17 protein-coding genes are annotated in these 22739 nt (G+C 69.4%); 1 reads left to right on the top strand and 16 read right to left on the bottom strand.

From position 1 onward, the window contains the following. From IFT89_RS13630 to IFT89_RS13565, 14 genes are all read right to left on the bottom strand, one after another. Positions 1–558, bottom strand: a 558-nt coding sequence (locus IFT89_RS13630; protein WP_202939236.1) for a hypothetical protein, incomplete at its 3' end; no start/stop codon positions are given. A gap of 10 nt (positions 559–568) precedes the next feature. Beyond that, the gene (locus IFT89_RS13625; RefSeq protein WP_137242168.1) at positions 569–1390 is read right to left on the bottom strand and encodes a PP2C family protein-serine/threonine phosphatase; all 822 of its coding nucleotides are present in this window, start codon (positions 1388–1390) and stop codon (positions 569–571) included. Further along, entirely contained in the window at positions 1387–1899 is a 513-nt protein-coding gene (locus IFT89_RS13620) for a hypothetical protein (RefSeq protein WP_202939235.1), read from the bottom strand. The genes IFT89_RS13625 and IFT89_RS13620 overlap by 4 nt, the downstream gene beginning before the upstream one ends. 61 nt (positions 1900–1960) lie before the next feature. Further along, the gene (locus tag IFT89_RS13615) at positions 1961–3610 is read right to left on the bottom strand and encodes a hypothetical protein (RefSeq protein WP_202939234.1); all 1650 of its coding nucleotides are present in this window, start codon (positions 3608–3610) and stop codon (positions 1961–1963) included. Beyond that, positions 3607–4551: a hypothetical protein gene (locus tag IFT89_RS13610; protein WP_194644093.1), complete on the bottom strand. Its 945-nt coding sequence runs from the start codon at positions 4549–4551 to the stop codon at positions 3607–3609. The genes IFT89_RS13615 and IFT89_RS13610 overlap by 4 nt, the downstream gene beginning before the upstream one ends. Next, positions 4551–5045 (bottom strand): hypothetical protein, encoded by a 495-nt coding sequence (locus IFT89_RS13605; protein ID WP_202939233.1) that lies wholly within the window; start codon positions 5043–5045, stop codon positions 4551–4553. Before IFT89_RS13605 ends, IFT89_RS13610 begins: the two co-directional genes overlap by 1 nt. A 122-nt stretch (positions 5046–5167) precedes the next feature. Continuing rightward, the gene (locus tag IFT89_RS13600) at positions 5168–5464 is read right to left on the bottom strand and encodes a WXG100 family type VII secretion target (protein ID WP_056008215.1); all 297 of its coding nucleotides are present in this window, start codon (positions 5462–5464) and stop codon (positions 5168–5170) included. A gap of 121 nt (positions 5465–5585) precedes the next feature. Continuing rightward, on the bottom strand, positions 5586–10106 hold the full coding sequence (locus tag IFT89_RS13595; RefSeq protein WP_202939232.1) for an FtsK/SpoIIIE domain-containing protein: 4521 nt from the start codon (positions 10104–10106) through the stop codon (positions 5586–5588). Positions 10107–10212: 106 nt separating this feature from the next. Beyond that, positions 10213–10845 carry a hypothetical protein gene (locus IFT89_RS13590; protein ID WP_194644089.1) on the bottom strand — a complete coding sequence of 211 codons (633 nt, stop codon included), beginning with the start codon at positions 10843–10845 and terminating at the stop codon, positions 10213–10215. Further along, positions 10842–12929 (bottom strand): hypothetical protein, encoded by a 2088-nt coding sequence (locus IFT89_RS13585; protein ID WP_202939231.1) that lies wholly within the window; start codon positions 12927–12929, stop codon positions 10842–10844. Before IFT89_RS13585 ends, IFT89_RS13590 begins: the two co-directional genes overlap by 4 nt. A 194-nt stretch (positions 12930–13123) precedes the next feature. Then, positions 13124–13399, bottom strand: coding sequence for a hypothetical protein (locus IFT89_RS13580; RefSeq protein ID WP_085510231.1), 276 nt, complete (start codon positions 13397–13399; stop codon positions 13124–13126). A gap of 135 nt (positions 13400–13534) precedes the next feature. After that, complete coding sequence (locus IFT89_RS13575) at positions 13535–14857, bottom strand: hypothetical protein (protein WP_202939230.1); 1323 nt, start codon at positions 14855–14857, stop codon at positions 13535–13537. 129 nt (positions 14858–14986) lie between these two features. Further along, positions 14987–15475 carry a DUF6121 family protein gene (locus tag IFT89_RS13570; protein WP_202939229.1) on the bottom strand — a complete coding sequence of 163 codons (489 nt, stop codon included), beginning with the start codon at positions 15473–15475 and terminating at the stop codon, positions 14987–14989. Positions 15476–15477: 2 nt separating this feature from the next. Beyond that, positions 15478–16512, bottom strand: coding sequence for a hypothetical protein (locus IFT89_RS13565; protein WP_202939228.1), 1035 nt, complete (start codon positions 16510–16512; stop codon positions 15478–15480). A gap of 261 nt (positions 16513–16773) precedes the next feature. On the opposite strand from IFT89_RS13565, the gene IFT89_RS13560 reads away from it, so the two are divergent. After that, positions 16774–17769 (top strand): amidase domain-containing protein, encoded by a 996-nt coding sequence (locus IFT89_RS13560; RefSeq protein WP_202939227.1) that lies wholly within the window; start codon positions 16774–16776, stop codon positions 17767–17769. A 110-nt stretch (positions 17770–17879) separates the two neighbouring features. On the opposite strand, the gene IFT89_RS13555 is transcribed toward IFT89_RS13560, so the two are convergent. Together IFT89_RS13555 and IFT89_RS13550 are read right to left on the bottom strand one after the other, a co-directional pair. Next, on the bottom strand, positions 17880–18650 hold the full coding sequence (locus tag IFT89_RS13555) for a hypothetical protein (RefSeq protein ID WP_124768796.1): 771 nt from the start codon (positions 18648–18650) through the stop codon (positions 17880–17882). A gap of 172 nt (positions 18651–18822) precedes the next feature. Continuing rightward, the gene (locus IFT89_RS13550; RefSeq protein ID WP_079705238.1) at positions 18823–22704 is read right to left on the bottom strand and encodes a DNA-directed RNA polymerase subunit beta'; all 3882 of its coding nucleotides are present in this window, start codon (positions 22702–22704) and stop codon (positions 18823–18825) included. Between the last annotated feature and the right edge of the window lie 35 nt (positions 22705–22739).

Here is a 22739-nt window from a genome sequence, read left to right as displayed (position 1 = left end):
GGGGGCCGGGACGGGCGGGGCCGCGAGCTGCTCCGCCGCGGTCGGCGTGCTCGTCGACGACTCGGTCGGCCGGCGCTCGTCGGTGGTCGGAGTGGCGAGGGAAGCCGTGGCCTCCTCGTCGAGGGTCGCCGTGATGGAGGTCGTCCAGACGGCTCCCGACCCGAGCGGGAGGCGCACGCCGGACGGGTTCGGCTGGTCGCTCCGGAGCGTGACGCTCACCGCGTCGGCGTGGTGTTCCTCGACCCAGGTGGTCGCGCGGGCGCCCAGGACCGTCTCGGTCCCGGCGGCGCTCGTCACGACGGCGGCCGCGAGCCCGCGCACGATGACCGTCGCGCCCGATCCGTCCCAGACGGCCGCGGCGAACGCGGGCGTGTTCGAGAGACCGCCGGCCGCGAGGCGGTCGACGATCAGCGACAGCGACGCGTCGCCCGGGAGGTCCGCGGCGAATGCGGCAGCGGCGGTGTCGTCTCCCTGGGCGTCGACCAGCACCAGTCTGCCGGGCCCCGCCACAGCGAGCCAACGGCGGACCTCGGCCGGTTCCATTTCGTACGAGTACACGGCCACTCCTCTAGCCTCGCGGCATCGTCTCTTCAAGATACCCGAGACCACCCGCGTCATCGTAGCCGGGGCCGCTGGACATCAGCGAGGTCGACACGACGTCGACGACGAGCGCGGTCACGTTGTCCCGTCCGCCGGCGGCCAGCGCGAGCTCCACGAGGCGGTCTGCGGCTCCCTCGAAGCCCTGCGACAGGACCTCGGCGATCCGTTCGTCGGACAGCTCACCGGTGAGCCCGTCCGAACACAGCAGGAAGCGCTGCCGCCCGGCGACGGGGAGGAGCCAGACGTCCGGGTCGATGCCGGCCTCGACGCCGATCGCCTTCGTCACGATGTTGCGGTCGGGGTGTTCGCGCGCCTCCGCCTCCGTGATGGAGCCGGCGTCGACGAGTTCCTGCACGGCCGAGTGGTCGACGGTGATCCGACGGAGTGCGCCGTCGGCCCAGGTGTAGACCCGGGAGTCCCCCACGTTGAACACCATCCAGTGGAGGTCGGTCTGCGGCGACAGCGCCACGAGCGCGAGGCCCGCGACGGTCGTGCCGATGACCCCGTTCGGCGTGGGGATGCTGCGGATGACCGCGTTGGCGGCGACGATCGTGGTCACGACCGCCTCGGTCGTCGTCGGCATGCCGATCGGGATGCCGCGTTCGAGCGCCGCCGCGACCTCACGGCTCGCGACCTCGCCGCGTTCGTGCCCGCCCATGCCGTCGGCGACCACGAAGGCGGGCGCGCCGGCGTAGAACGCGTCCTCGTTCAGGCGTCGGACCAGCCCGGTGTCGGTCCGGCCCTCGCTGCGCAGGGTGTGCGTGGACCGCGCGGTCTCGATCGTCGTCATCCCGCACCGCCCAACGCGGCGGGGAGGGTCGGTACCTCGCCCGGCCAGCTTCCGTACCTCGCTTCGAGGTCGGAGCTCGAGAGCTCCACGGAATCGCCACCGGCGTACTGCTCGGAGGCGATGTCCAGCGTCGCGAGGATGGCGATCGTCGACTCGACGGTCTGTCCGGGCGCGTCGAAGGCGAATCGCACGAAGCGCCCGCGGTCGACCTCGTCCTGGGAAGCGAGCTGCGCGAGGGAGTAGTCCACGAGGGCACCGGGGTCGCCGGTGAAGGCGTCGGTCGCCGAGAGCGTCGCGGTGACGTACGCCGTCGTGCCGTCCCAAGCGCGGGCGGCCCTGAAGTCCGCCCCGGGGATCTCGGCGACCGCTTCCTCGACGGCGGCCAGTGTCCGGTCCGGGCTGCGGGCCGGGGTGCGTTGCGCCGTCGGCGCTGCGGTCCCGCAGGCGGTGAGGAGCCCCAACAGGACGACCGACACGGCGCCGGATCGGACGATGGTGCTGATGCGCATGGAAGGCCTCACGGTCGGGAACGGGCTGTGGACGGGCGACCCGGTGCCGGGCCGCGGTCGATCATCTCCGCGTAGGACTGTAGTCGGTCACCTGTTGATCACCGCTGAAGAAGCCGCTCGCCGAGTCCAGGTAGGCGTCGACGCTCGGGTCTCCCGACGACGACGTCTCGTCCGCCATCATCTCGTACCGCTGCGCGTTGTGGGCACTCGCGATCCCCGGATCCTGCTGTTCCGGGTTGACGCCGCCCAGTCGCGGGGCGTCACCCTGGACCGTCGTCCAGTTGGCCGAGTCCGGGTTCCCCTGTCCGTCGAGCCGGGCGACCGGATCCTCGTTGAACTCCATCGAGAGGACCTGCACGTCGTCGGGGATGTCGAAGCGTGCGATCGGCGAACCCGCCGTGACGACGTGCGTGACGTTGTAGCCGAAGTCCGGGTCCGAGGCCAGCGACCCGGCCGTGATCCCGCCGAGGCTGAAGCCCTCGAGCATCACCGGGTCTGTCGGCGAGATGCCGGCGGCGGCCATCGCGTCCTTCACCGCCTGGCCGAGCGCCGTCTGTTCACCCTGCATGGCAGCGATGTCCGAGGTGAGGTCGTTCGAGATCGCGCCACCGTGCGGATCCCAGACCTGCGTGCTCGGGATCTGCACGATCCAGCTCGGCGGCGGTCCGGCCGACTGGATCACGCGGATGTTGCTGAGCTCCTCCTCACCCTTGTCGATGTCCGCCGAACCCTGCAGGAGGTCGCCGAGGTCGGTGACGGTTCGGTCCCGAGGCACGGCGAGCGGCTGTGAGGGGTCGTCGGGATCCATGGCGAGGCCGCCCTGCCCGTCGTCGAAGAGGCCGAACCGGCCGCCACCGGTGGCGATGGCGTCGATCGCCTGCTCATAGGTGAGCGGCGGCCAGCCCTGGCCGGTGACGACCGACATGAGTCCGTTGAAGCCGGGCAACAGCCCGGGGAGGAAGGTGAGGCCGGCCAGGAGACCTGGGGCACCGTCCGTGAGGATGTCCTCGATCCACGCGTTGTCGCCCAGCCATTCGTTGGCGGCCTGGGCCGCGACCGGGGCGAGTTCCTGCAGCCTCGACAGCGCGTCGGCATAGGTCGCCGCCGTCCGGTCGACGACCTCCTGCGGTGAGTAGGCGGCGATCGAGTTGGCGGTGAACAGTCCCGCGACGCCGGCCGGTGAGAGCAGCAGCCAGGGGTTGTCGCCGATCTGGTCCAGCGTCTGCTGGGCGCCCTCGACGAGCGAGTCGACACCCTCGACGACGATGTTGACGCCTGCCACGGTGAGCATCCAGGCCCCGCCCACCACCGCCACGCCCGCCGCTGCGACGAGGCCGACCGGCACCGCGAGGACGCCGATGACGAAGGCGACCCCGTTGTGGAGGGCGACGGTCGCCGCGGCGATCAGCTGGTCGGCGGTCTCGTAGGCGACGACGGCGCCCTCGAGGAAGACAGCGGAGACGCCGGTCTCGGTCGCCACGAGGAGCAGGGAACCGGAGGCGAGGACGATGGCGCCTTCCGCGGCAGCCCCCGTCACCGGCGACAGGATCATGGATTCGAGCAGGTCGCCGTCGACCGCCTTCGCTGCTGCCGTGCCCGAACGCCCGATCAGCTCGGTCGACAACGTGGCGAGTTGCTGCGCCTGCAGCCGCATGTCGTCGAGCTTCGCGCCGACGCCGCCGGCTCCACCGGAGACCGTGATGCCGCTCATGCCCGTGCTCCCTGGATGGTCGCGGCGATCGCCAACACCTCGGCGACGATGTCCGCGCGCCGGACGGCCCGGAGCGAGACCCGGGTCCCCTCGGCGACGGTGGACGGGTCCATACCCGCCGCTTCGACGTCCGGAGTGTCGACCGCCACGGCGACCCAGCCGTCGGCACCACGGAGCCACGTGTCCGTCCAACGTCTCATGGGCTCCCCGCTCCGGGAGAGTGCGTCGAGCCGGAAGCCGCCGTCGATCCGCTGGGCGACGCCGCCGAGGAGCACTGCGGCCTGCGGGCTGTGGAGCTGTTCGACGACCGCGCCGACGACGTCCGGTCGGTCCTGGCGGAGCGCGAGGACGAGCGCCTCGGCGTCCGCGAGCGGGAGGACGACCACGTCGGTCGAACGACCCCGCGCGTCGGGGACGTCGTGGAGCGCGGAGAGGGGTCGCAGGAGTTGCTGGGCCAGCCCGGCGGTGTCGAAGGCGCGGATCTCGACGGCGTCCTCGTCGCGCGCGGCCGTGCCGTGCTCGGCGACTGACGCATCCGAGTGGTCGACCCGCTGCGTCCGCAACAGCGCCAGGGCGTGCGCGCCGATCACGGAGACGGACTGGATCGCCGTCCGGTCGAGGGTCCAGCAGGAGGCGTCGACGGCCGCCGTCGCGAACTGCGGCATCGACAGGAAGGCGGCGAAATCGGGGTCGACGTCAGCGGTGAGGTCGTCCGGGAGGCTGTCGTCGCCGCGGGCGAGGAGTCGCCGCTCCCGGAGCCGCGCGACGGCTCGCTGCTCGCGCTCACGGACTTCGGCGGGCGACACGTCCGAACCCCATTCGGTGTGGAAGGCGGGTGGCAGCACGATGTGCGGGGTGCGGTGCTCCAGGACGTGGAGTTCGTCCGCGGTCAGCAGGAAGGCTGCCGCGGCGGGAGCCGGGCGGGTACGGGTCATGGGCATCAGGGGGTCCATCCTCGGCTGCGGTAGAGGTCTGCAAGGTCCAGCCAGCTGCGGTCACCGGGTGTCGGAAGCGATGGCGTGGAGGCGACGATGTCCTTGGCCTGGTGCACGAGGAAGTCCGGGACCTCCTGGCCGAAGAACTCGAACACCTTCGCGGCGCCGTCCTTGACGGTCTCGACCGCGCCGGAGACGAGGTTCACCGCGTCGTTCCAGCGGTCGCCCACCCAACGCGCGGCATCTTCGATGAGCTGCTTCACGTGTTCGACGGCGGTCGCGTGCGCGTCGAGCTTGTCGGCCGCGTCGTCGAGCTGCATCGCCGAGTTCTCGAGCGAGACCGCCCGGGTGCCGAGCTGCTCGATGAAGGTCTCCGCCGCGGTGGAGGTCCACGCGAGCTCGGCGGCTGAGCGGAGGTCCCCGGCGCGGCTACGGACCTCGGTCGCGAGGGTTCGTAGCTCCGTCGCGCGGAGGCGGATCTGTTGGGTGTCGCCGTACACTGCTCGCTCCTCGTCGCGTGGTGCTGCGTCGCTGTCGCCGTGGGTCGCCTTCGCCGGAAAACCCGCGCGCCCTCACCGACACCTGGTCGGGAGGGCGCGCAGAGCGAAGCCGACGGTGGTGACTACTGGCCGGCGCCGGCAGCGAGGGCTGCGTCGGTCTGCTCGAGCGTGGTCACGGCGTTGTTGAGGTAGCCCGACAGCTTGTCGAGGTGCTGGATCGTGACCGTCGCGCTCTGCGTGAAGGCCGTGTAGGTCTCGTTGAAGGTGCCGGACGCGGTGTCGGTCTGGAACCCGGAGGACACGAGGTTGTTGATGAGGGTCTGGAGGCGGTTGAGCGTGGTCTCGACCTCGCCCTTACCCGTCGTCAGGTTGACGGCGGCCTGCTTGATCTCGCTGTAGTTGACGTTGATGTTGGCCATGAGTCTTGCTCCTTCGTTGTGGTCACCGGCACCGTCGGTGCCTTCATCATGTAACCACAACGCCTCGCGGGAGCACATGGGGAGCACTCCCCATGCAGTCCCCACCCAGGGACGACGCCGCTCAGGAGACGGGGAACTCGGGCGCGATCGGCAGCTGCACGCGCGACAGCGCACCGCGGTTCGCGTAGATCCCGCGCCCCTGCGGGAAGTCCTTGCGCGCGAGCCGGGGGAAGGTCGTCCGGAGGACGAGGTCGCCCTCCATCTGCTCCGGCTGCAACAGGATGCCCCGCCTGGCGCTCTTGATCTCGCCCATGAGCGGCCAGGACGACGACCAGCCCGACACCTCGTTCTCGGCGATCACGAGATGGTCGCTGCGCTTGATGGCCTTGATGAGCTCCACGAGCGGTGGGTCGGCGATGCCGTTGAGGTAGTCCGACAGCGTCTCGATGACGACGACCGTCCGGCCGGTCACCGTCTCGGCCGCGATCGCCGCGGACAGCGCCTTCGCCTGCTCGGCGATCGTCTCGGGGGTGACGGCCGACTCGTCGAAGCGCAGCTCCCGCAGCAGTTCCGAGCGCTTGGAACCGAAGTAGACGAAGCGCGTCGCCGGATCGAAGCGTCGCATGGCGCCGACCAGGGATGCGACGGCGTTCGTCCGACCGCTGCCGGGAGGGCCGCCGACGAGGAACGCCCCGGACGGGTCGAACCCGATCGGTGCGAGGTCGGCGTCGCCGATCCCGAGCACAGGGCGGTCGCCGACGCGCTCGGGCAGCTCGCGCGCCTCGATCTCCTTCGGCAGCGCGCCGATCGGCGGGGCCGTGATCGTGGCTCCCGCGCGCGACATCGCCTCCGCGAGCCGGACCGTCGCGACCGACTGGTCCGAGAGCACCGGCGAACCGCCGAGGATCGCGACCTGGACCTCGAGGCCGTCGACGATCGCCCGGCCGGCGGGCGACTCGGGGCCGAGGATGTCCTTCGGCACGCCGAGGAGCTGGTAGCCGGTCTCGTCCGCGAGGCGCAGCACCACGCGCCGCTGCACACCGGAGCTGATGTTCGTCGGGACGGAGCCCGGGCGGTCGGCCGAGAACGCGATGTTCACGCCGAGCTGCCGGCCGTCGGTGATGAGCTGCTGGAACAGCGTGTACCAGGAGGACAGGCCGAGCGTCGTCTCGTACTCCTGCCGGAAGGACTGGAAGCCGTCGACGAGCAACAGGATGCGGCGCTCGTCGTTGCGACCCGAGACGCGGCGGTAGTCGGTGATCGAGGACGCGTTCGCCTCGGCGTACCGGACGCTGCGCTCGTCGACGATCTCCTTGATCCGGCGGAGCAGTCGGATGACGCGCTCCTGGTCGTCGCCGGGGATGATCGAGCCGACGTGCGGCAAGGCCTCCAGCATGCGGAGGCTGCCCGCGCCGAAGTCGAGGCCGTACACCTCGACCGGACCGCCACGCGGCGTGATGCCAGCCGCCGTGGCGAGGGTGCGCAGGACCGTGCTCTTGCCCGATCCGCCGGTGCCGAACACGGCGATGTGGCCGTCGACGTCCGGCCGGAAGTAGACCGGGCGCTGCTCCTGCGAGTCCGGGAGGTCGGCGACACCGATGAGCAGTTCGGCGTCGGACCGCTGACGGAGCTTGCTGAGGTCGTAGACGGGCGCCAGCTCGTCGAGCCAGGGCCGTCGTGGCGCCGGGATCGATGCCCGGTCGGCTGCGGCGATGATGCTCGCGACGAGCCGCTGCTGGTCGGTGGGGCCGAGGTCGCGCTCCTCCTCGGCGTCGGCAGCGCGGGGCTCCTCCCAGCGCGTCTCGCCGCCGAAGCGCAGCTCCCGGACCTCGATGTCGGAGCGCTTGGGCTCGTCGCTCGTCCAGCCACCCGCATAGCCGGACTGGAAGATGCTCAGGCGGCCGGGACCGGTCTTCGCGATGCCTCGCCCGGGGACACCCGGGTCGAAGTGCGCCGCGTCCTTGACCCCGACCACGTCCTGGCTGTCGGACTCGTCGGCCATGCGCAGCGCGACGCGGAGGTTGGTGTTGGCGCGCAGGTTGTCCTTGATGACGCCGGCGGGCCGCTGGGTCGCCATGATGAGGTGGATCCCGAGCGAGCGACCACGCTGGGCGATGTCGACGACGCCGTCGACGAACTCCGGGACCTCGCCGACGAGGGCCGCGAACTCGTCGATGACGAGGACGAGGGCGGGCGGCGAGTCCGGGTCGCCCCGCTTCTCGAGCTCGAGGAGGTCCTTGGCCTTCTTCCGGTTGAGCAGGTGCTCGCGGAAGTGCAGCTCGGCGCGGAGGCTCGTGAGCGCCCGCCGGACGAGGTGCGGGCTGAGGTCGGTGACGAGTCCGACGCAGTGCGGGAGGGTCACGCAGTCCGCGAAGGCCGAGCCGCCCTTGTAGTCGACGAAGAGGAACGAGACGCGGTCGGGGCTGTACTCGGCCGCCATCCCGAGCACCCAGGCCTGGAGGAACTCGCTCTTACCGGCACCCGTCGTCCCGCCGACGAGGGCATGAGGGCCCTGGGCGCGGAGGTCGAGGTGCATGGCGTCGACACCGCCCGATCCGACGGTCGCGCGCAGCTGGCCGGCCCGGCGAGGCTTCGGCGGGAGGCCGGGCGTGCGGTCGTGGATCGAGGAGTTCTGTCGCCAGCGGTCGACCACGGCGTCGCTCGAGGTCGTGAGCTCCGGGCCGAGCAGCGTCACCATGGACACCGACCGCGGGAGGTCGCTCGAGTCCTCGACGAGGGCACCGGCGTCGATCACGGACGCCATGCGTCGCGCGTAGTCGAGGGCCGTCACCGGGTCGACGAACTCCGGGCGGGCGTCGTCGACGGAGTAGCCGAGGCGGACCATGCCGACCGTCGCCAGTGCGTCGACGCCGGCCCCGGCCTCCGGTACCTGCAGGAAGGTGCGGCAGGCGGCGGGAAGCGAGACGACGTCGTCGGCGATCCAGATCGGGAAGACACCCGCGTCCGCCGCAATCTCGGCGAGCTGGACGAGGCGTGCGCGGTCGACGCCGACGTCGTCGGAGATGAGCAGGACGATCGCGGGGATCGGGGACTTCGTGCCGGTGTCATTGGAGCTCTTGGTCCCGATCTCCGCGCCGCGCTCCTGCGCCGCCTGCTTCTCGGAGATGGCTCCGCGTCGGGCGTCGCCGGCCCGGGCCGCCTGCAGGCGGGTCTGGACGAGTTCCTCGATCGCGGCCAGCAGTAGGTTGCCGCTCGACACGCTGTCGGCGAGGTGACCGACGTCGAGCGGGCTGTTCGGCGACGACGCGTGCGGGAGCCACTTGACCCACGAGAGGGCGTTCGACCACGCGGGCGAGACGATCGCCGAGACGACGACCTCGGCCGGCGAGTGGAGGGCGGTGAGCTGGACGAGGATGCCGTTCACGGCTCCCCCGGCGGTCTGCGGTGAACCGGCGATGCCGAGCGCGCCGGCGTCGTAGAGGTTGTCGATGATCGGCACGTCGGCGACGGTCGCGTACTGGTCCTTGAGCTGCTCGAGTCGTTCCTGGAACTCCGGCAGGAAGCTGTCGCGGGCCTTCGCCGAGACCTCGTTGCGCGACGGCATCGTGCCGACGCCGAGCCGGAGGTTCAGGAAGGACCAGTGCTCCGGGCGCCTGGTCCACAGCAGCGGCCCCCGCGTGAGCGCGTGCTTGAGCGCCTCCGAGGTGGACGGTGCCTCACGCATGCGGACGTCGTGCTCGATCTCCCGCTCGGCCGCGAGCTGCTTCCCGAGGGACTCGAGCCGTTCGTCGAAGATCTTGATCTGCTGCTTGAGCTTGCGCTTGTTGCGCCCGCGACCGGTGAAGTAATTGCCGATGAGCATGAGCGGCGTCATGGCGATGAAGATGAGCGACAGCGGGTTCTTCGTGAAGAAGTACATCGCGCCACCGAGGAGCATGGGCGTGAGCATGCCGAGGAGCGGGAACGGCTGGTTCTCGCGCTCGGTCGGCGGCTCGGGGGCGGGGAAGGTCTCCCCCGCGTAGCGCTGTTCGACGCGCGGCGAGCGGTTGAAGTACACCGGTCCGGCCTTCGGGACGACGCCCGCGCGACCGACGGTCCCGGCGAAGCCGATCTCGACCTCAGTGTCGCCGATGAGCACGCGCTCCGGCTCGATGACCTTGAGTCGTGGGACGATGCCGCCGTCGACGACGATGCCGTTGGCCGCGCCGAGGTCGACGAGTTCGATCTCGCCGCCGACCTCGAGGCGTGCGTGACGCTTCGAGACGAGCGGATCGTCGAGGACGATGTCGCAGCTCGCCTCGCGACCGATGGTCCAGCTGCCGGCCGGCAGGGTGAACTCACGGCCGGCGTCGTCGCCGGAGAGGACCCGCACGACGGCGACGGCAGGCGCCTGGCCGGTGCGCGCCGCGGAATAATACACACCCGCGTCGGCGAGCTCGATGACGGCACCCGAACCGACCCACGCCTCGCCGATGGGAGCCTCCGGCGGGAGCGGCAGGGTCTCGGTCGAGCCCGGCAGACGCGCGTGCAGCGTGAAGTCGGCGTTCGCGGAGTCTGGCCCCTGCGGGTCGACGCGCGCGATGGTCGACGCGACCTCGGCGATGCTCGCCGCCGCGTCCGTCGTCACGACGATGTCGGCGGACGACCCCGACGGCCTGGTCAACGTCAGCTTGATGCGCATGCAGGATCCCCTTGGAAGTGCGGGCCGCTCGACGCGACCTCGATCAGCCTAGCGACGACGGAGCGAGCCAGGATCCGGAGTGCGCCGTGTCCGACGTCCGACCAGATCAGTCGGTCTGTGGGCGGACGATCTGATCGACATCCGTCACAGAAGACTCCTTCGGGGCCGGATCGAACAGCCCGACGGCGGGATCAGCAGTCGCGCAGTCGAGGTTCGGCAAGCCGACGATGGCGTCGAGGACGGTCCGGCCGTCCTCGGTGCGCTCGAGGCGGTACTCCGCTCCGGCCGTATCGAAGGATTCCGGAGGAGTGCCCTGGGGCGACGACCAGTCGAGCGCGACGCATGCCTGGACGCTCGCACTTCGACCGTCCGCCGACACCTCGACGCTCTGCGGTTCCAGCGGCTGCGGTCCGGGGTGCACGTCGGTCCGCTCTCCGGCCTCGACACGATCCCGCGCGCCGCGCCAGGCGGCCGACCGCACCTCGTACGTCGTGGATTCGACCAGCTCCGGCAATTCGAAGTCGTTGCGGTTCTGTGCCACAGCGAGGGCGGTCAGCGCCGACCGAGCCGCTTGAACCCAAGCATCCTGTTCGAATTCGCCCGAAGGCTCTCCGTCAGCCCAGACGACCTCCGGGACCCCCTGATCCGACTGTTCCGCCGGAGTCGGCGTGCAGCCGGCGAGCGTGATGAGCAGCGCGACGGCTGCGGCCGAGCCACCGATCCTCACTCCGGCACTCATCCGGCCTCCGCCGCGCCACTCGCCCGACCGTAGGCGAGGTCGTAGACCCCGGCCAGTGTGTCGTAGGTGGTTCCGCTGGACAGCGGGTCCAACGCCCGGTTCAGCGCGACTTCGTTCGTCCTGAACCAGGCGTCCAGCTCGTCCGCATCCATGCCAGTCGGGTCGGGCACTCCGTCAGGCTGCCTGACGGACCACACCAGCTGCGCAGTTTGGATTCGGAGGACCTGGCGATCGGCGACTCCCCCCTCACCTTGGGCCTCAGAAAGCTCCGCATGGTTGGTGGCGAACGTCGAGACGTCGTGGGCTTCTGCAGCATCGATGAGCTGACCGAGCAGATAGTCCTGCGCGATATCGGCGGCACCGCCGAGCCCAGGCACGGGGATCAGGCCCACGGCGTCCGCCAGTAAGCCGATCGCTTCCTCAACGGCCTCATCTTGACGGGTCGCCTCGCCGAGCGCAGCGCCGTCCGCTGCACCGTCGAGCATGCCCTGGAGAATGGCGATGCGTTGCGTGAGGCCGGGCACCGATGCGTTCTCTGCGGTTGCTGCTTCGGAGAGGCCCACCTGATAGTTCGTCACGACGGTACTCAAGGCTTCTGCGCCCGCAGCGTGATCTCCCGCTACGCCGAAGACCTCGGCGAAGATTTCTCGCGACACCCTCGCATACTCCCGAGGGTCGCCGGATCCGAAGACGGGGGACTCGAGTGTTGAACCCCCGTCATCGCCCATGCCCGACAGCGGATCCTCGACGAAGCCGGGAATCTGCGGCGCCAAAGCCGCAACCATCTTGACCGAAGCGATCTCGCTAACGTTCTCGGTAACGAACTGCTCGTTCCTTGCAAGCGCCTCCATGATGTCATGCGTCAGCTGTGCGCTGTCGTGCCAGACCTGCGGTGAATTGTTCGTTCCGTCCGGCAGTGTGACGCTGCCGTCACCAGGTCCGCCCGGCGCATGTTGCGAGCCGGCCCACAGACCGGAAGGGCCCTCGAACTGGTCGTACGTCGACCAGTCCCGCTCTCCATACCAGTAGTCGACGCGGTTCTCGCCGAGCTTGCCTTCGCCGGTGACGCCGTCGTCCTCGGCGCTCGTCAACCACTCGAGCGCTTCAGCGGGGTATGCCCCGAGAGTCTCCAACACCCGCCCCGCCATGTCGACGACCCGGAGCCCGGAAAGCCCCGTCTGTTCCTCCTCGAGCAGCGCGAGCGTCGTGCCGCCGGGCAGTGGCGACGAGTCCTGCCAGATCTGGTAGTTCCCGCGTTCCGCGGTATCGATCATGTCCGCGAGCGCGAGGGTGGTCGTAACACCGATCGGCGCGTTGGTGGGGTCACCGAAGAGGAAACCGATCGCAGCGGGGTCACCGCCGACCATCGTGCTCGCTTGGGACATCATCTCCTCGGCGAACTCCTGCCCGGTGAGCGGGGTCCACCGTTGCGAGCCGACGGACAACCCGCCGCGGACACTCTGGGCGAGCGCCAACGCCGCGGCGGCCGGGACGCTGCCGTCCACCACACCACGGCCAAGCTCGTCGATGAGGCTGACGACGTTCTCGCCGCCCATGTCGCGATTCATCTGGGCCATCACCTGCGGGTTCTTGCCGTACAGGTCGTAGAGCGTCTGCAGGTTCGAGACGTCCGCCTCGGAATAGTCGCCGGAGGCGATCTGGTTCCCGAGCTCGGCCATCGCCTGTGCCACCGCGCTCGGCGTCAGCGAGCCGGAGTCGGTGATGCCGATGGCGGCGAGTGCCTGACGCTGTGCCTCCCAGGCGGTGGCGTTCGGCGGGGTCAATGCGAGCACCAGGGTGCTGTCAGCCAGGGTGCGCTCATCGGCCAACCCCTCGAGCGCGTTGCGGGCCAGCGTGAGGTCTCCCATCGCCGCCTGTTCCTGCAGCTGGCGGTGCTGCGCCTGCTCCGGAGTCGGGCCACCTGCGGGGTCCGCGTATTGGCGGTTGATGACCTGGTTCGACTCGAACATGGTCTGCTTCACCGACGTCGCACGTGTGGCGATTCCGGACACGGTCTCGGAGTACGCGCCGATGGCCGTCCGAGCTGCGCTCAGGGCGGTGGTGACCGCATCGATCGTGGCCACCGGAGTGTCGAGGGATGCCGTCCAGGTGACCGGGGCGTCTCCGCTCCAGACCTCCGCGGTCATGCCCGCCTGCGAGTTGGTCGTGACCGTGCGAGCCTCGCCGAGCGTCGTCTCCACGGTCTGCAGGCCGGTCGCGGCCGTTCCGAGCGATCCGGCGTCGAAGAGTCCCGGATCCTCCCTCGTCCAGTTACCCATCAGTTGGCTCCTTCATCCAGCAGTGCCTCGGTCTCCTGCCACGTGGCCGCGGCGTCCCTGGCGATCTGCGCAGCGTTCGTGATCTGACCCGACGCGAGCATCGTCTGCACCGTCGCCCACATGGCGAAGCTCTCCGCGGCACCAGAGACACTCGAGCTGGAGCTGCCACTCAGGTCGACGGCAACCTCGGTCGGAAGGCTGTATCCGCTCGTCTCCAGTCCGGACGCGATCGTCCGAATGGCTTCGACGTCGACGAAGAGCTGATCCCCGGCCATAGTTCCCCTTGGGTCGTCACTGAATCGGCGACCGTCTGAGAGTCACCGACAGCGGGTTTCGCCCCGCCGGCCACCAGCGTATCCGAGAGCTCGGGAGGCGACGATGGGGAGCACTCCCCATGCCCGACGACGTTCTCAGCCGACGACGACGCGGATCGGGAACTCGCCGATCCCGATGGTCGACCCGGCTTCCGCGACGTAGGCCTCGCCTGGCTGGCACACGGTGACGGCGCCGGACGCGTCCGTGATCGTCGTGCCGTTCGTGGAGTGTAGGTCCGTCACGCGGAGCGACCGCCGACCGGGTACGACGACCGTGTGCGTCTTCGAGACGGACATGCGCGGGTCGACGAGTGAGCGCAGCTCGGCGTCGGGCTGTTCCGGCCGCGCCGCAGGGTTGCGGCCGAGCAGGATCGGCCCGCGGAGCGGGATCCGCTCGCCGTCGGGCAGCTCGAGCGCGAAGTCCCCCGCTCGCAGCGACGCTGAGACGACGGTGGCACCGAGATCCGCTCCCGGTGTCGGGACGACGGTGTCCGCTGCTGGCCGGACCGGTCCCGGCACGTTCGGCTCAGGCGCACCCGGGGATACCGGCGCACCGGCGAACAGTCCCGGCGGAACAGTGATCTGCAGCTCCGGCGGGACCGAGGACGTCGATGTGGCCGGAGCGCGCGTCTGAGCGGGTGCGACCGGTGGCTCACGGAACTGCGGCCCAGGAGCGGGTGGCTCGACGACGAGCGGCGTCGGTTCAGGCGCGGACCCCGCGGGAGCCCACATCGGTTCGGGAGCCGGAGCTGCGGTCCCCGGGGCCCCAGGGACCGGAGTCTCGGGCACGGCACGTTCGGGAGCCGTCACCTGGGCAGCCGGAGCCTCAAAGACCGGAGCCGGCTCGGCGGACGTCGGGGTCGATACGGCAGAGGACGGTGTCGACACATCGGCCGTCGCCGGAGCCCAGCCCGGGGCGACCGACCCGTCCGTGACCGGGACGTGTGCGGATGCACCCGTAGGAGACACTTCTGCGCTGCCCGGCGCCGCTGCTGGACGCGGAGCGAGGACGGTCCGAGCGCCGTGCACCCGCAGGGTGGCGGAGGCGTCGGGGTCGGACTCGGTCACCAGCTCGGCGAGCGCGCGCAGGAAGCTCAGGAACGGCTCCTGCCCGAGCAACGAGCGCTGACGCCGACGCTTCTGGACGCCGTGCTGCATGATGAACGTCGCGGCGGCCGTTCCCCGTGCGGACGGTGCGGTCGTGATCGCGAATGCGAGCAGCGGAGCCGGATCGTCGACCGAGACGACCCGCAGGCGGATGTCCGCGCTCGTCCCACCGTCGATCGCGACGTAATGCCTGGTCTGCTGCGCATCCTCACCGGAGGCGGCGACCGCACGTTGGACGAGCGCGACGACGTCGTCAGCGGTCCCCGCGAGGTCGAGATCCAGACCGGTGTCGGTCAGGTCGGGTGATCTCATCGGTGGTTCCTCCCCAAGCGCCGTCGGCCGACGACGGCAACGGATCGATTATCGCCTACGCCGTCGCCCTCGTGGGGAGGGTCGAGCAGCGCACCGCGCGGGCGGGCCCGGGGTGGACGTCGCATCGGCTCACCGCGCGTCGTGCTCCCACGGCCAGCGCGGGGTCGGACGCCGCCCGGTCGACGACGTGGCGACGGCGGCGGCCGCGAGGACGATGACGAGCGCCAGCACACCGACGGTGACCGAGAACGGCCCGGTCAGTGTCGTCACGGCGAAGGCGGCGGCGTCCGCTCCGTCCCGGCTGGCGATCGCGTCGAACACGCCGCCGCTCACGCCGTACGCGAGCCAGGCGAGGAGCCCTGCGAGGACCGCGGAGCCAGCCGAGACGCGCAGCGGGGTGCGGCGCGTCTCACGGATGATCCCCCAGAGGACCACGATCGTGGCGACCACGACCATGAGCGGACCGGTCAGTGGGCCGGCGTCCGGGTCGGTCACGACGTCGAGGTCTGCCAGCAAGCTGATGAACCCGAAGGCGCAGACGACGAGTGCCACGTAGGTGACCGCTGCGAACGGGGCGATCCACCAGGGACCGCGTGCTCCGTCCGCATCACCGGTCATGCTCAGCGGGCGGTCGTCGGTCCGGCTTCGAGGACGCGCTCGTACTCGGCACGCGCCTCGAGGTTCGCCTCGCGCACCTTGCGGCCGCGGGCGGCGATCCAGCCACCGAACCAGACGGGGATCTCGCGGGCGACGACGAAGGCGAGGACCGGCCCGAAGGTGAAGGCGACTCCGGTGACCTCGGCGAGGATCTCGTCGATGCTGAGCGTCCAAGCGCGCTCCTGGATCAGGAACCCACCGACCCACGCGAGGAAGACGACCAGGCCGATGATGAAGCCACCGAGCACCCAGTGCACCCAGCCGGAGCGATTCACGATGGTCGCGGTCACCACCCAGGCCAGGAAGAAGCCTGCGGCGGCCATGAGGAACGGCCAGCTGGTGGCGATCTGGATGAGGTTCTCGACGAACGTACCGTCGCCTTCCAGCACCAGCTGGAGGCCCGCGACGGCCGCCGCGTAGAGGCCGGCGAAGATGATGGTGCCGAGAAGACCGACGAGGATGCCGAAGCCGCGGTTGCCGCGGACCTCCGGCTCGGAGGGTGCCTGGACGTACAGCGGGAAGGCCTGCTGCTGTTCGGTCTCGGCAGCGGTGGCGGTCTCGGTCGCGCCGGAGCGGGCGACCGGCTCGTAGGCCGCGGCGGGGTACGGGTGGGCACCGGTGTCGGCCTGCCGGGTGGTCGCCGTCGACGTCGGGGTGCCGGCGGTGTCGTCGTCATCGAAGTCGATGTTCGAGTACGCGCGCTGCGGCGTGTGCGGCTGGTACGGACGCGTCTCGCGCACCCCGGCGTCCGAGGCCGTGTCGGCGCGGTCGGCGACCCGACGGTCGTCGACGACCGGGTCCGCGCCGACGCCGTCCGCCGTGGTGATGGTGTCCTGCTGCACGGTGTCCTCGGAGAGGATGTCCCGCTCAGCCACGGGCCGCTCGGCCGCGGGCTGCTCGGACGCGGTCGTGGGACGCGCGGAGCCAGACGCGGTCTGGGCAGCCGCCGGAGTGCTCGGGTCGGTCGGCGATCCGGGCTCGGGGTTCTGGGTGCTCATCGCGTACTCCTTCGGCGGAAGCCAGTTCAGGAGCGCCCTCACGGCACTCCGCTCGCCACGGTAGCAAGCCGGGGCACGGATGCTCGGCAACCTCGCCGGGACTCGCTCACTCCCGTCGACCCGATTCAGGTCTGATTCATATCCGGAGGAAACGGTCTCCTCAGCTCCGCGCGGTTGAGTGGGAGTTCTAACAGACATCTGTCGGATCACTGCCGATCCCGCGACGCCGATCCCCCACGGCGCATCCCCCGGAAAGGCCCCATGCCCGAGCAACTCCCCCACGCCCGCCACGCCGACGCCCGTTCCCCGTTCGGTCGGCTCTCCGCTCGCTACCGCGCCCTCCCCCTGCGCGGGCGACGCGTGGTCGCCGGTACCGCTGCCGGAGCCGTCCTGCTCCTCGCCACCGCGGTCATCACCCCGATCGCGCTGCAGCAGTCCGACACGACCACCTCCGCGCCGGCCGCGCAGGTGGTGGACGACACGACGTCCACGGTCCCGGCCTCCACGGTCAACGCCACGGCGGTCACCGCGATCTCCGCGACGACCGGTTCCGTCGCGGGTGGCAGCACCCTCACCGTGAGCGGTGTCGACGTCGACGGTGTGACCCGCGTCGTCTTCGGTGAGCAGGAAGCCCGGATCCTGTCGGCGACGAGCATCGAGGTGACCGTCGCCGTACCGGCAGCCACCGGCTTCTCCCCCGCCGACGTCGGTATCGCCGTCTACGCGGACGAGCTCCGGGTCGACGGTGATGCGCTGAGCTACAGCTACGACATCACGAGCCCCGTCGACGCGCAGATGGCCTACGTGTTCACCCACTGGAACGACTACAACCTTGCTGAATACGGCTCGCTGGTCGACACCGACTGCGCGAACTTCGCCAGCCAGAGTCTGCTGGAACGCGGGTGGACGATGGACGAGGACTGGTGGGCCGAAGGGACCGGCGACGACTTCGACTTCTCGAAGGCCTGGGTCAGCTCGACGTTCTTCATGAACTACGTCGAGGAGCACCCCGAGCTCGCCACCGCTCTCGACGACACGCAGCGCGACCAGGTCAAGGTCGGTGACATCGTGCAGTTCGACTGGGACAACAGCGGGGACCGCGACCACACGGGCATCGTGTCGAAGGTCGAGACCACCGACGCCGGCACCCAGGTGTACTACGCGGGGCACACCGACGACACCGACTACCGCACCGTGGATGAGGCGATCACCGTCATCCACCCCGGCGCCTCCGTCTACTACTGGAGCATCGCCTAGCCCGCCCGCTCGGTTCACAACTCAGGACGTCATCGGCATGTCGGCCCCGCTCACACTCGTTCGAGCGGGACGCGCCGGACCCGTCCTGAATTGCGAACGGGACGCCGGGGTCAGGCGGGGAAGAGCGTGGAGACGATCGCCTGGGTCCAGCCGCTGATGTTCGTGTTCGACCAGCGCGTGGCGATCCAGGTACCGTCCCGCACGAAGTGACGTTCGCCGTACGTTCCGGCGTCCTCCGAGACCTCGGTGAAGCACATCGTTCCGCCGGTCTCCTCGGAGCAGGTGAAGCCTGCCTCGTTCATCCGCGCGATCACCGACGCCTGGGTCGCAGCGTCGATGGAGAGGAGATTGGTGGTGATGCCGACGTCGCCGCCACCGCTCGCCTTCACCAGGGCACAGTTCAGACGGTCGGTGTTCGACGAGATCACGGCCACGAGGGCGCTGTCGTTCGAACCGAAGAAGTCGGTGGCGAGTTCCGGCAGTGACCATTCCGGGTTCAAGGCGAGGAAGCCGTCTGCGGTGAGTGAGTCGATGTAGTCGGCGGGGAAGAGCTGCGTGCATTCGGTCGGACGCACCGGTGCAGCAGGGGTCTCAGCGGTGTCCGTCGTGGTCGGAGCAGGAGTGGAGCCGGCGGTCGCCGTCGCACTCGGTGTACGGGTCGAGTCGGCGGCGGGGGTGCCGCCCGGGCCGACGACCAGGAGCCCGATGACGACGATGAGCGCGATCGCCAGCACGCCGGCGAGCACGCTCAAGCCGATCACGACCGGATTGCGCTTCCGCCTGGGTGCCGGAGCGCCGTAGCGGACGTCCGGCTGCACCGGGGTCGCGTCCGGCTCCAGCGGCTGGAACTGGCCGGTGGGCTGCTCGGGCTGATCACTCATCGGACCAGCATGTCGTGCAGAGACCCGCCACACAACTCACCGATGCCCGATTCGTTCGCCCATTCCGGGGCGAACGGGCATTCGCTCGCCCAGGAATGGGCGAGCGAACGACGGAGGGCCCGTCCCGATCGAGAAACGATCGGGACGGGCCCTCCGGGTGAGTCGTTCAGCCCTAGTTGTAGTTACCGGGGGTGAAGTCGTCGGAGCTGAAGCTGTCGAAGTCGACGAAGCTCAGGTCGGACTCGTTGAACGCGCCGTCCTCACCGAAGATGCGGTTCGGGTAACGCTCCGCCTTCGCCTCCTCGGTCGCCTCGACCGTCACGTTGCGGTAGCGCGCCAGGCCGGTACCGGCCGGGATGAGCTTACCGATGATGACGTTCTCCTTGAGGCCGACCAGCGGGTCGCTCTTGCCTTCCATGGCGGCCTGCGTGAGGACACGCGTGGTCTCCTGGAAGGAAGCGGCCGACAGCCACGACTCGGTCGCGAGGGACGCCTTGGTGATACCCATGACCTCCTGGCGAGCCGATGCGGTGCGACGACCCTCCGACACGGCCGAGCGGTTGAGCTCGGCGTAGCGCAGGCGGTCGACGAGCTCACCGGGCAGCAGGTCGGTGTCGCCGTGGTCGACGACGGTCACCTTCCGCAGCATCTGGCGCACGATGACCTCGATGTGCTTGTCGTGGATCGGGACACCCTGCGAGCGGTACACGCCCTGGACGCCACCGACGAGGTGCTTCTGGACCTCGCGGACGCCCTGCACGCGCAGGACCTCCTTGGGGTCGACCGCACCGACGTGGATCTTCTGACCGAGCTCGACGTGCTGTCCGTCCTCGACGAGGAGGACCGCACGCTTCAGCACCGGGTAGACGACCGGCTCGTCGCCGTTGTCGGGCGTCAGGATGACCTTACGAGCCTTGTCGTTCTCGTCGATCGTGATGCGACCGGCGGCCTCGGCGATCGGGGTCGCACCCTTGGGGGTACGAGCCTCGAACAGCTCCTGCACGCGGGGCAGACCCTGCGTGATGTCGTCCGCCGATGCCGAACCACCCGTGTGGAAGGTACGCATCGTCAGCTGGGTACCGGGCTCACCGATCGACTGGGCCGCGATGATGCCGACGGCCTCGCCGATGTCGACGAGCTTGCCCGTGGCGAGCGAGCGGCCGTAGCAGGCTGCACACACACCGACGGTCGACTCGCAGGTCAGGACCGAGCGCACCTTGATGTTCTCGACACCCGCGGAGACGAGCTTGTCGATGAGCACGTCACCGACGTCCTCGCCGGCCTCGGCGACGACCTCACCCTTCGGGTTGACCGCGGCAGCGGCCAGCGAACGGGCGAACACGGAGTTCTCCACGTTCGGGTCGCGCACGAGCTCACCCGAGCTGTCGGCGTTCGCGATCGCGAGCTCGAGACCCTTGGTCGTGCCGCAGTCGTCTTCGCGGATGATGACATCCTGCGAGACGTCGACGAGACGACGCGTGAGGTATCCCGAGTCGGCGGTACGGAGCGCCGTGTCGGCCAGACCCTTACGAGCACCGTGGGTCGCGATGAAGTACTCCGCGACCGACAGGCCCTCACGGTAGGAGGAGATGATCGGGCGAGGGATGATCTCACCCTTCGGGTTGTTCACCAGGCCTCGCATACCCGCGATGTTGCGGATCTGCAGCCAGTTACCACGAGCACCCGACGACACCATGCGGTTGATGGTGTTGTCCGCCGGGAAGTTCGCGCGCATGGCCTCGGCGACCTTCTCGGTGGCCTCCGTCCAGATCTTGATGAGCTCCTGACGACGCTCGGCATCCGTGGTCAGACCCTTGTCGAACTGGCTCTGGACCTTGGCGGCCTGCTTCTCGTAGCCCTGCACGATCTCGCGCTTGTTCGGCGGGGTCAGGACGTCGCTGAGCGCAACGGTCACACCGGAACGCGTCGCCCAGTGGAAACCGGCGTCCTTGATGTTGTCGAGCGTGGCGGCGACGACCGTCTTCGGGTACCGCTCCGCGAGGTCGTTGACGATCGAGGACAGCTTGCCCTTGTCCGCCACGTCTTCCACGTAGGGGTAGTCCGCCGGCAGCGCCTCGTTGAAGAGTGCGCGACCGAGGGTCGTCTCGACGAGTGCGACACCCGAGCCCTCGTAGCCCTCGGGACCCGTGCCCTCGGCGAACGTCACGTCGGTCAGACGGATGCGCACCTTGGCGTTGAGGTCGAGCGAGCCCTGGTCCTTCGCGAGGATGGCCTCGGCGACGGACGAGAAGGCACGGCCCTCACCCTCGACACCCTCCTTGAGGGTGGTCAGGTGGTGGAGGCCGATGATCATGTCCTGCGTGGGCAGGGTGACCGGGCGGCCGTCGGACGGCTTCAGGATGTTGTTCGACGCGAGCATCAGGATGCGCGCCTCGGCCTGGGCCTCGACGGAGAGCGGGAGGTGGACGGCCATCTGGTCACCGTCGAAGTCCGCGTTGAACGCGGCACAGACGAGCGGGTGCAGCTGGATGGCCTTGCCCTCGACGAGCTGAGGCTCGAACGCCTGGATGCCGAGACGGTGCAGCGTTGGCGCACGGTTCAGCAGCACGGGACGCTCGCGGATGATCTCCTCCAGCACGTCCCAGACCTCGGGACGGCTGCGCTCGACCATGCGCTTCGCGGCCTTGATGTTCTGAGCGTGGCTCAGGTCGATCAGGCGCTTGATGACGAACGGCTTGAAGAGCTCCAGCGCCATCTGCTTGGGCAGACCACACTGGTGCAGCTTCAGCTGCGGGCCGACGATGATGACCGAACGGCCCGAGTAGTCGACGCGCTTGCCGAGCAGGTTCTGGCGGAATCGACCCTGCTTCCCCTTCAGCATGTCGCTGAGGGACTTCAGGGCACGGTTGCCGGTACCGGTGACGGGGCGACCACGACGACCGTTGTCGAACAGTGCGTCGACGGCCTCCTGCAGCATCCGCTTCTCGTTGTTGACGATGATCTCGGGAGCCCCGAGGTCGAGCAGACGACGCAGACGGTTGTTGCGGTTGATCACACGACGGTAGAGGTCGTTGAGGTCGGAGGTCGCGAAGCGGCCACCGTCGAGCTGCACCATCGGGCGGAGCTCCGGCGGGATGACCGGGACCACGTCGAGGACCATCGCGGCCGGCGAGTTGCCGGTGATGAGGAACGAGTTGACCACGCGCAGACGCTTGATGGCGCGGATCTTCTTCTGACCCTTGCCCTCCGCGATCTGGTGGTGGAGCAGCTCGGACTCGGCCGCGAGGTCGAAGGACAGCAGGCGCTTCTTGACCGCCTCGGCACCCATGTAGGCCTCGAAGTACAGGCCGAAGCGGTCCTGCAGCTCGTGGAACACGGAGTCCTCGGGCTTGAGGTCGCCGACCTTGAGGTTGCGGAAGTCCTCCCAGACGCGCTCGAGGTGAGCGATCTGCTCGTCGTAGGACTTGCGGGTCTGGCTCATCTCCTTCTCAGCGGCGTCCTTGGTGCGACGCTTCTGCTCGCTCTTGGCGCCTTCCTCCTCGAGGGCGACGAGGTCGTCCTCGAGCTTCTTCAGGCGGTCTGCGATGCGCGAGTCGCGCTGGTCGCCGAGCGTCTTGATCTCGAGACGGAGCTCGTTCTCAAGGCCGGGCATGTCCTGGTGACGTGCGTCCTCGTCCACATCGATGACCATGTAGGCCGCGAAGTAGATGACCTTCTCGAGGTCCTTGGGCGCCATGTCCAGCAGGTAGCCGAGGCGCGAGGGGACACCCTTGAAGTACCAGATGTGCGTGACCGGGGCGGCGAGTTCGATGTGGCCCATGCGCTCACGGCGCACCGACGACTTCGTGACCTCGACACCGCAGCGCTCGCACACGATGCCCTTGAAGCGGACCCGCTTGTACTTGCCGCAGGCGCACTCCCAGTCGCGGGAAGGACCGAAGATCTGCTCACCGAACAGACCGTCCTTCTCGGGCTTGAGGGTGCGGTAGTTGATGGTCTCGGGCTTCTTGACCTCTCCGTGCGACCAGGCACGGATGTCGTCTGCGGTGGCCAGACCAATGCGAAGCTCGTCAAAAGTTGTGACGTCGAGCAATGTATCTCCTATGAAAGGTTTCGTCAGTCTCTACA

It is taken from the genome of Plantibacter sp. CFBP 13570 (assembly GCF_014841395.1).
In the GTDB taxonomy this organism is placed as follows: domain Bacteria; phylum Actinomycetota; class Actinomycetes; order Actinomycetales; family Microbacteriaceae; genus Plantibacter; species Plantibacter auratus.
This window is presented reverse-complemented; position numbering and strand designations above follow the sequence as displayed.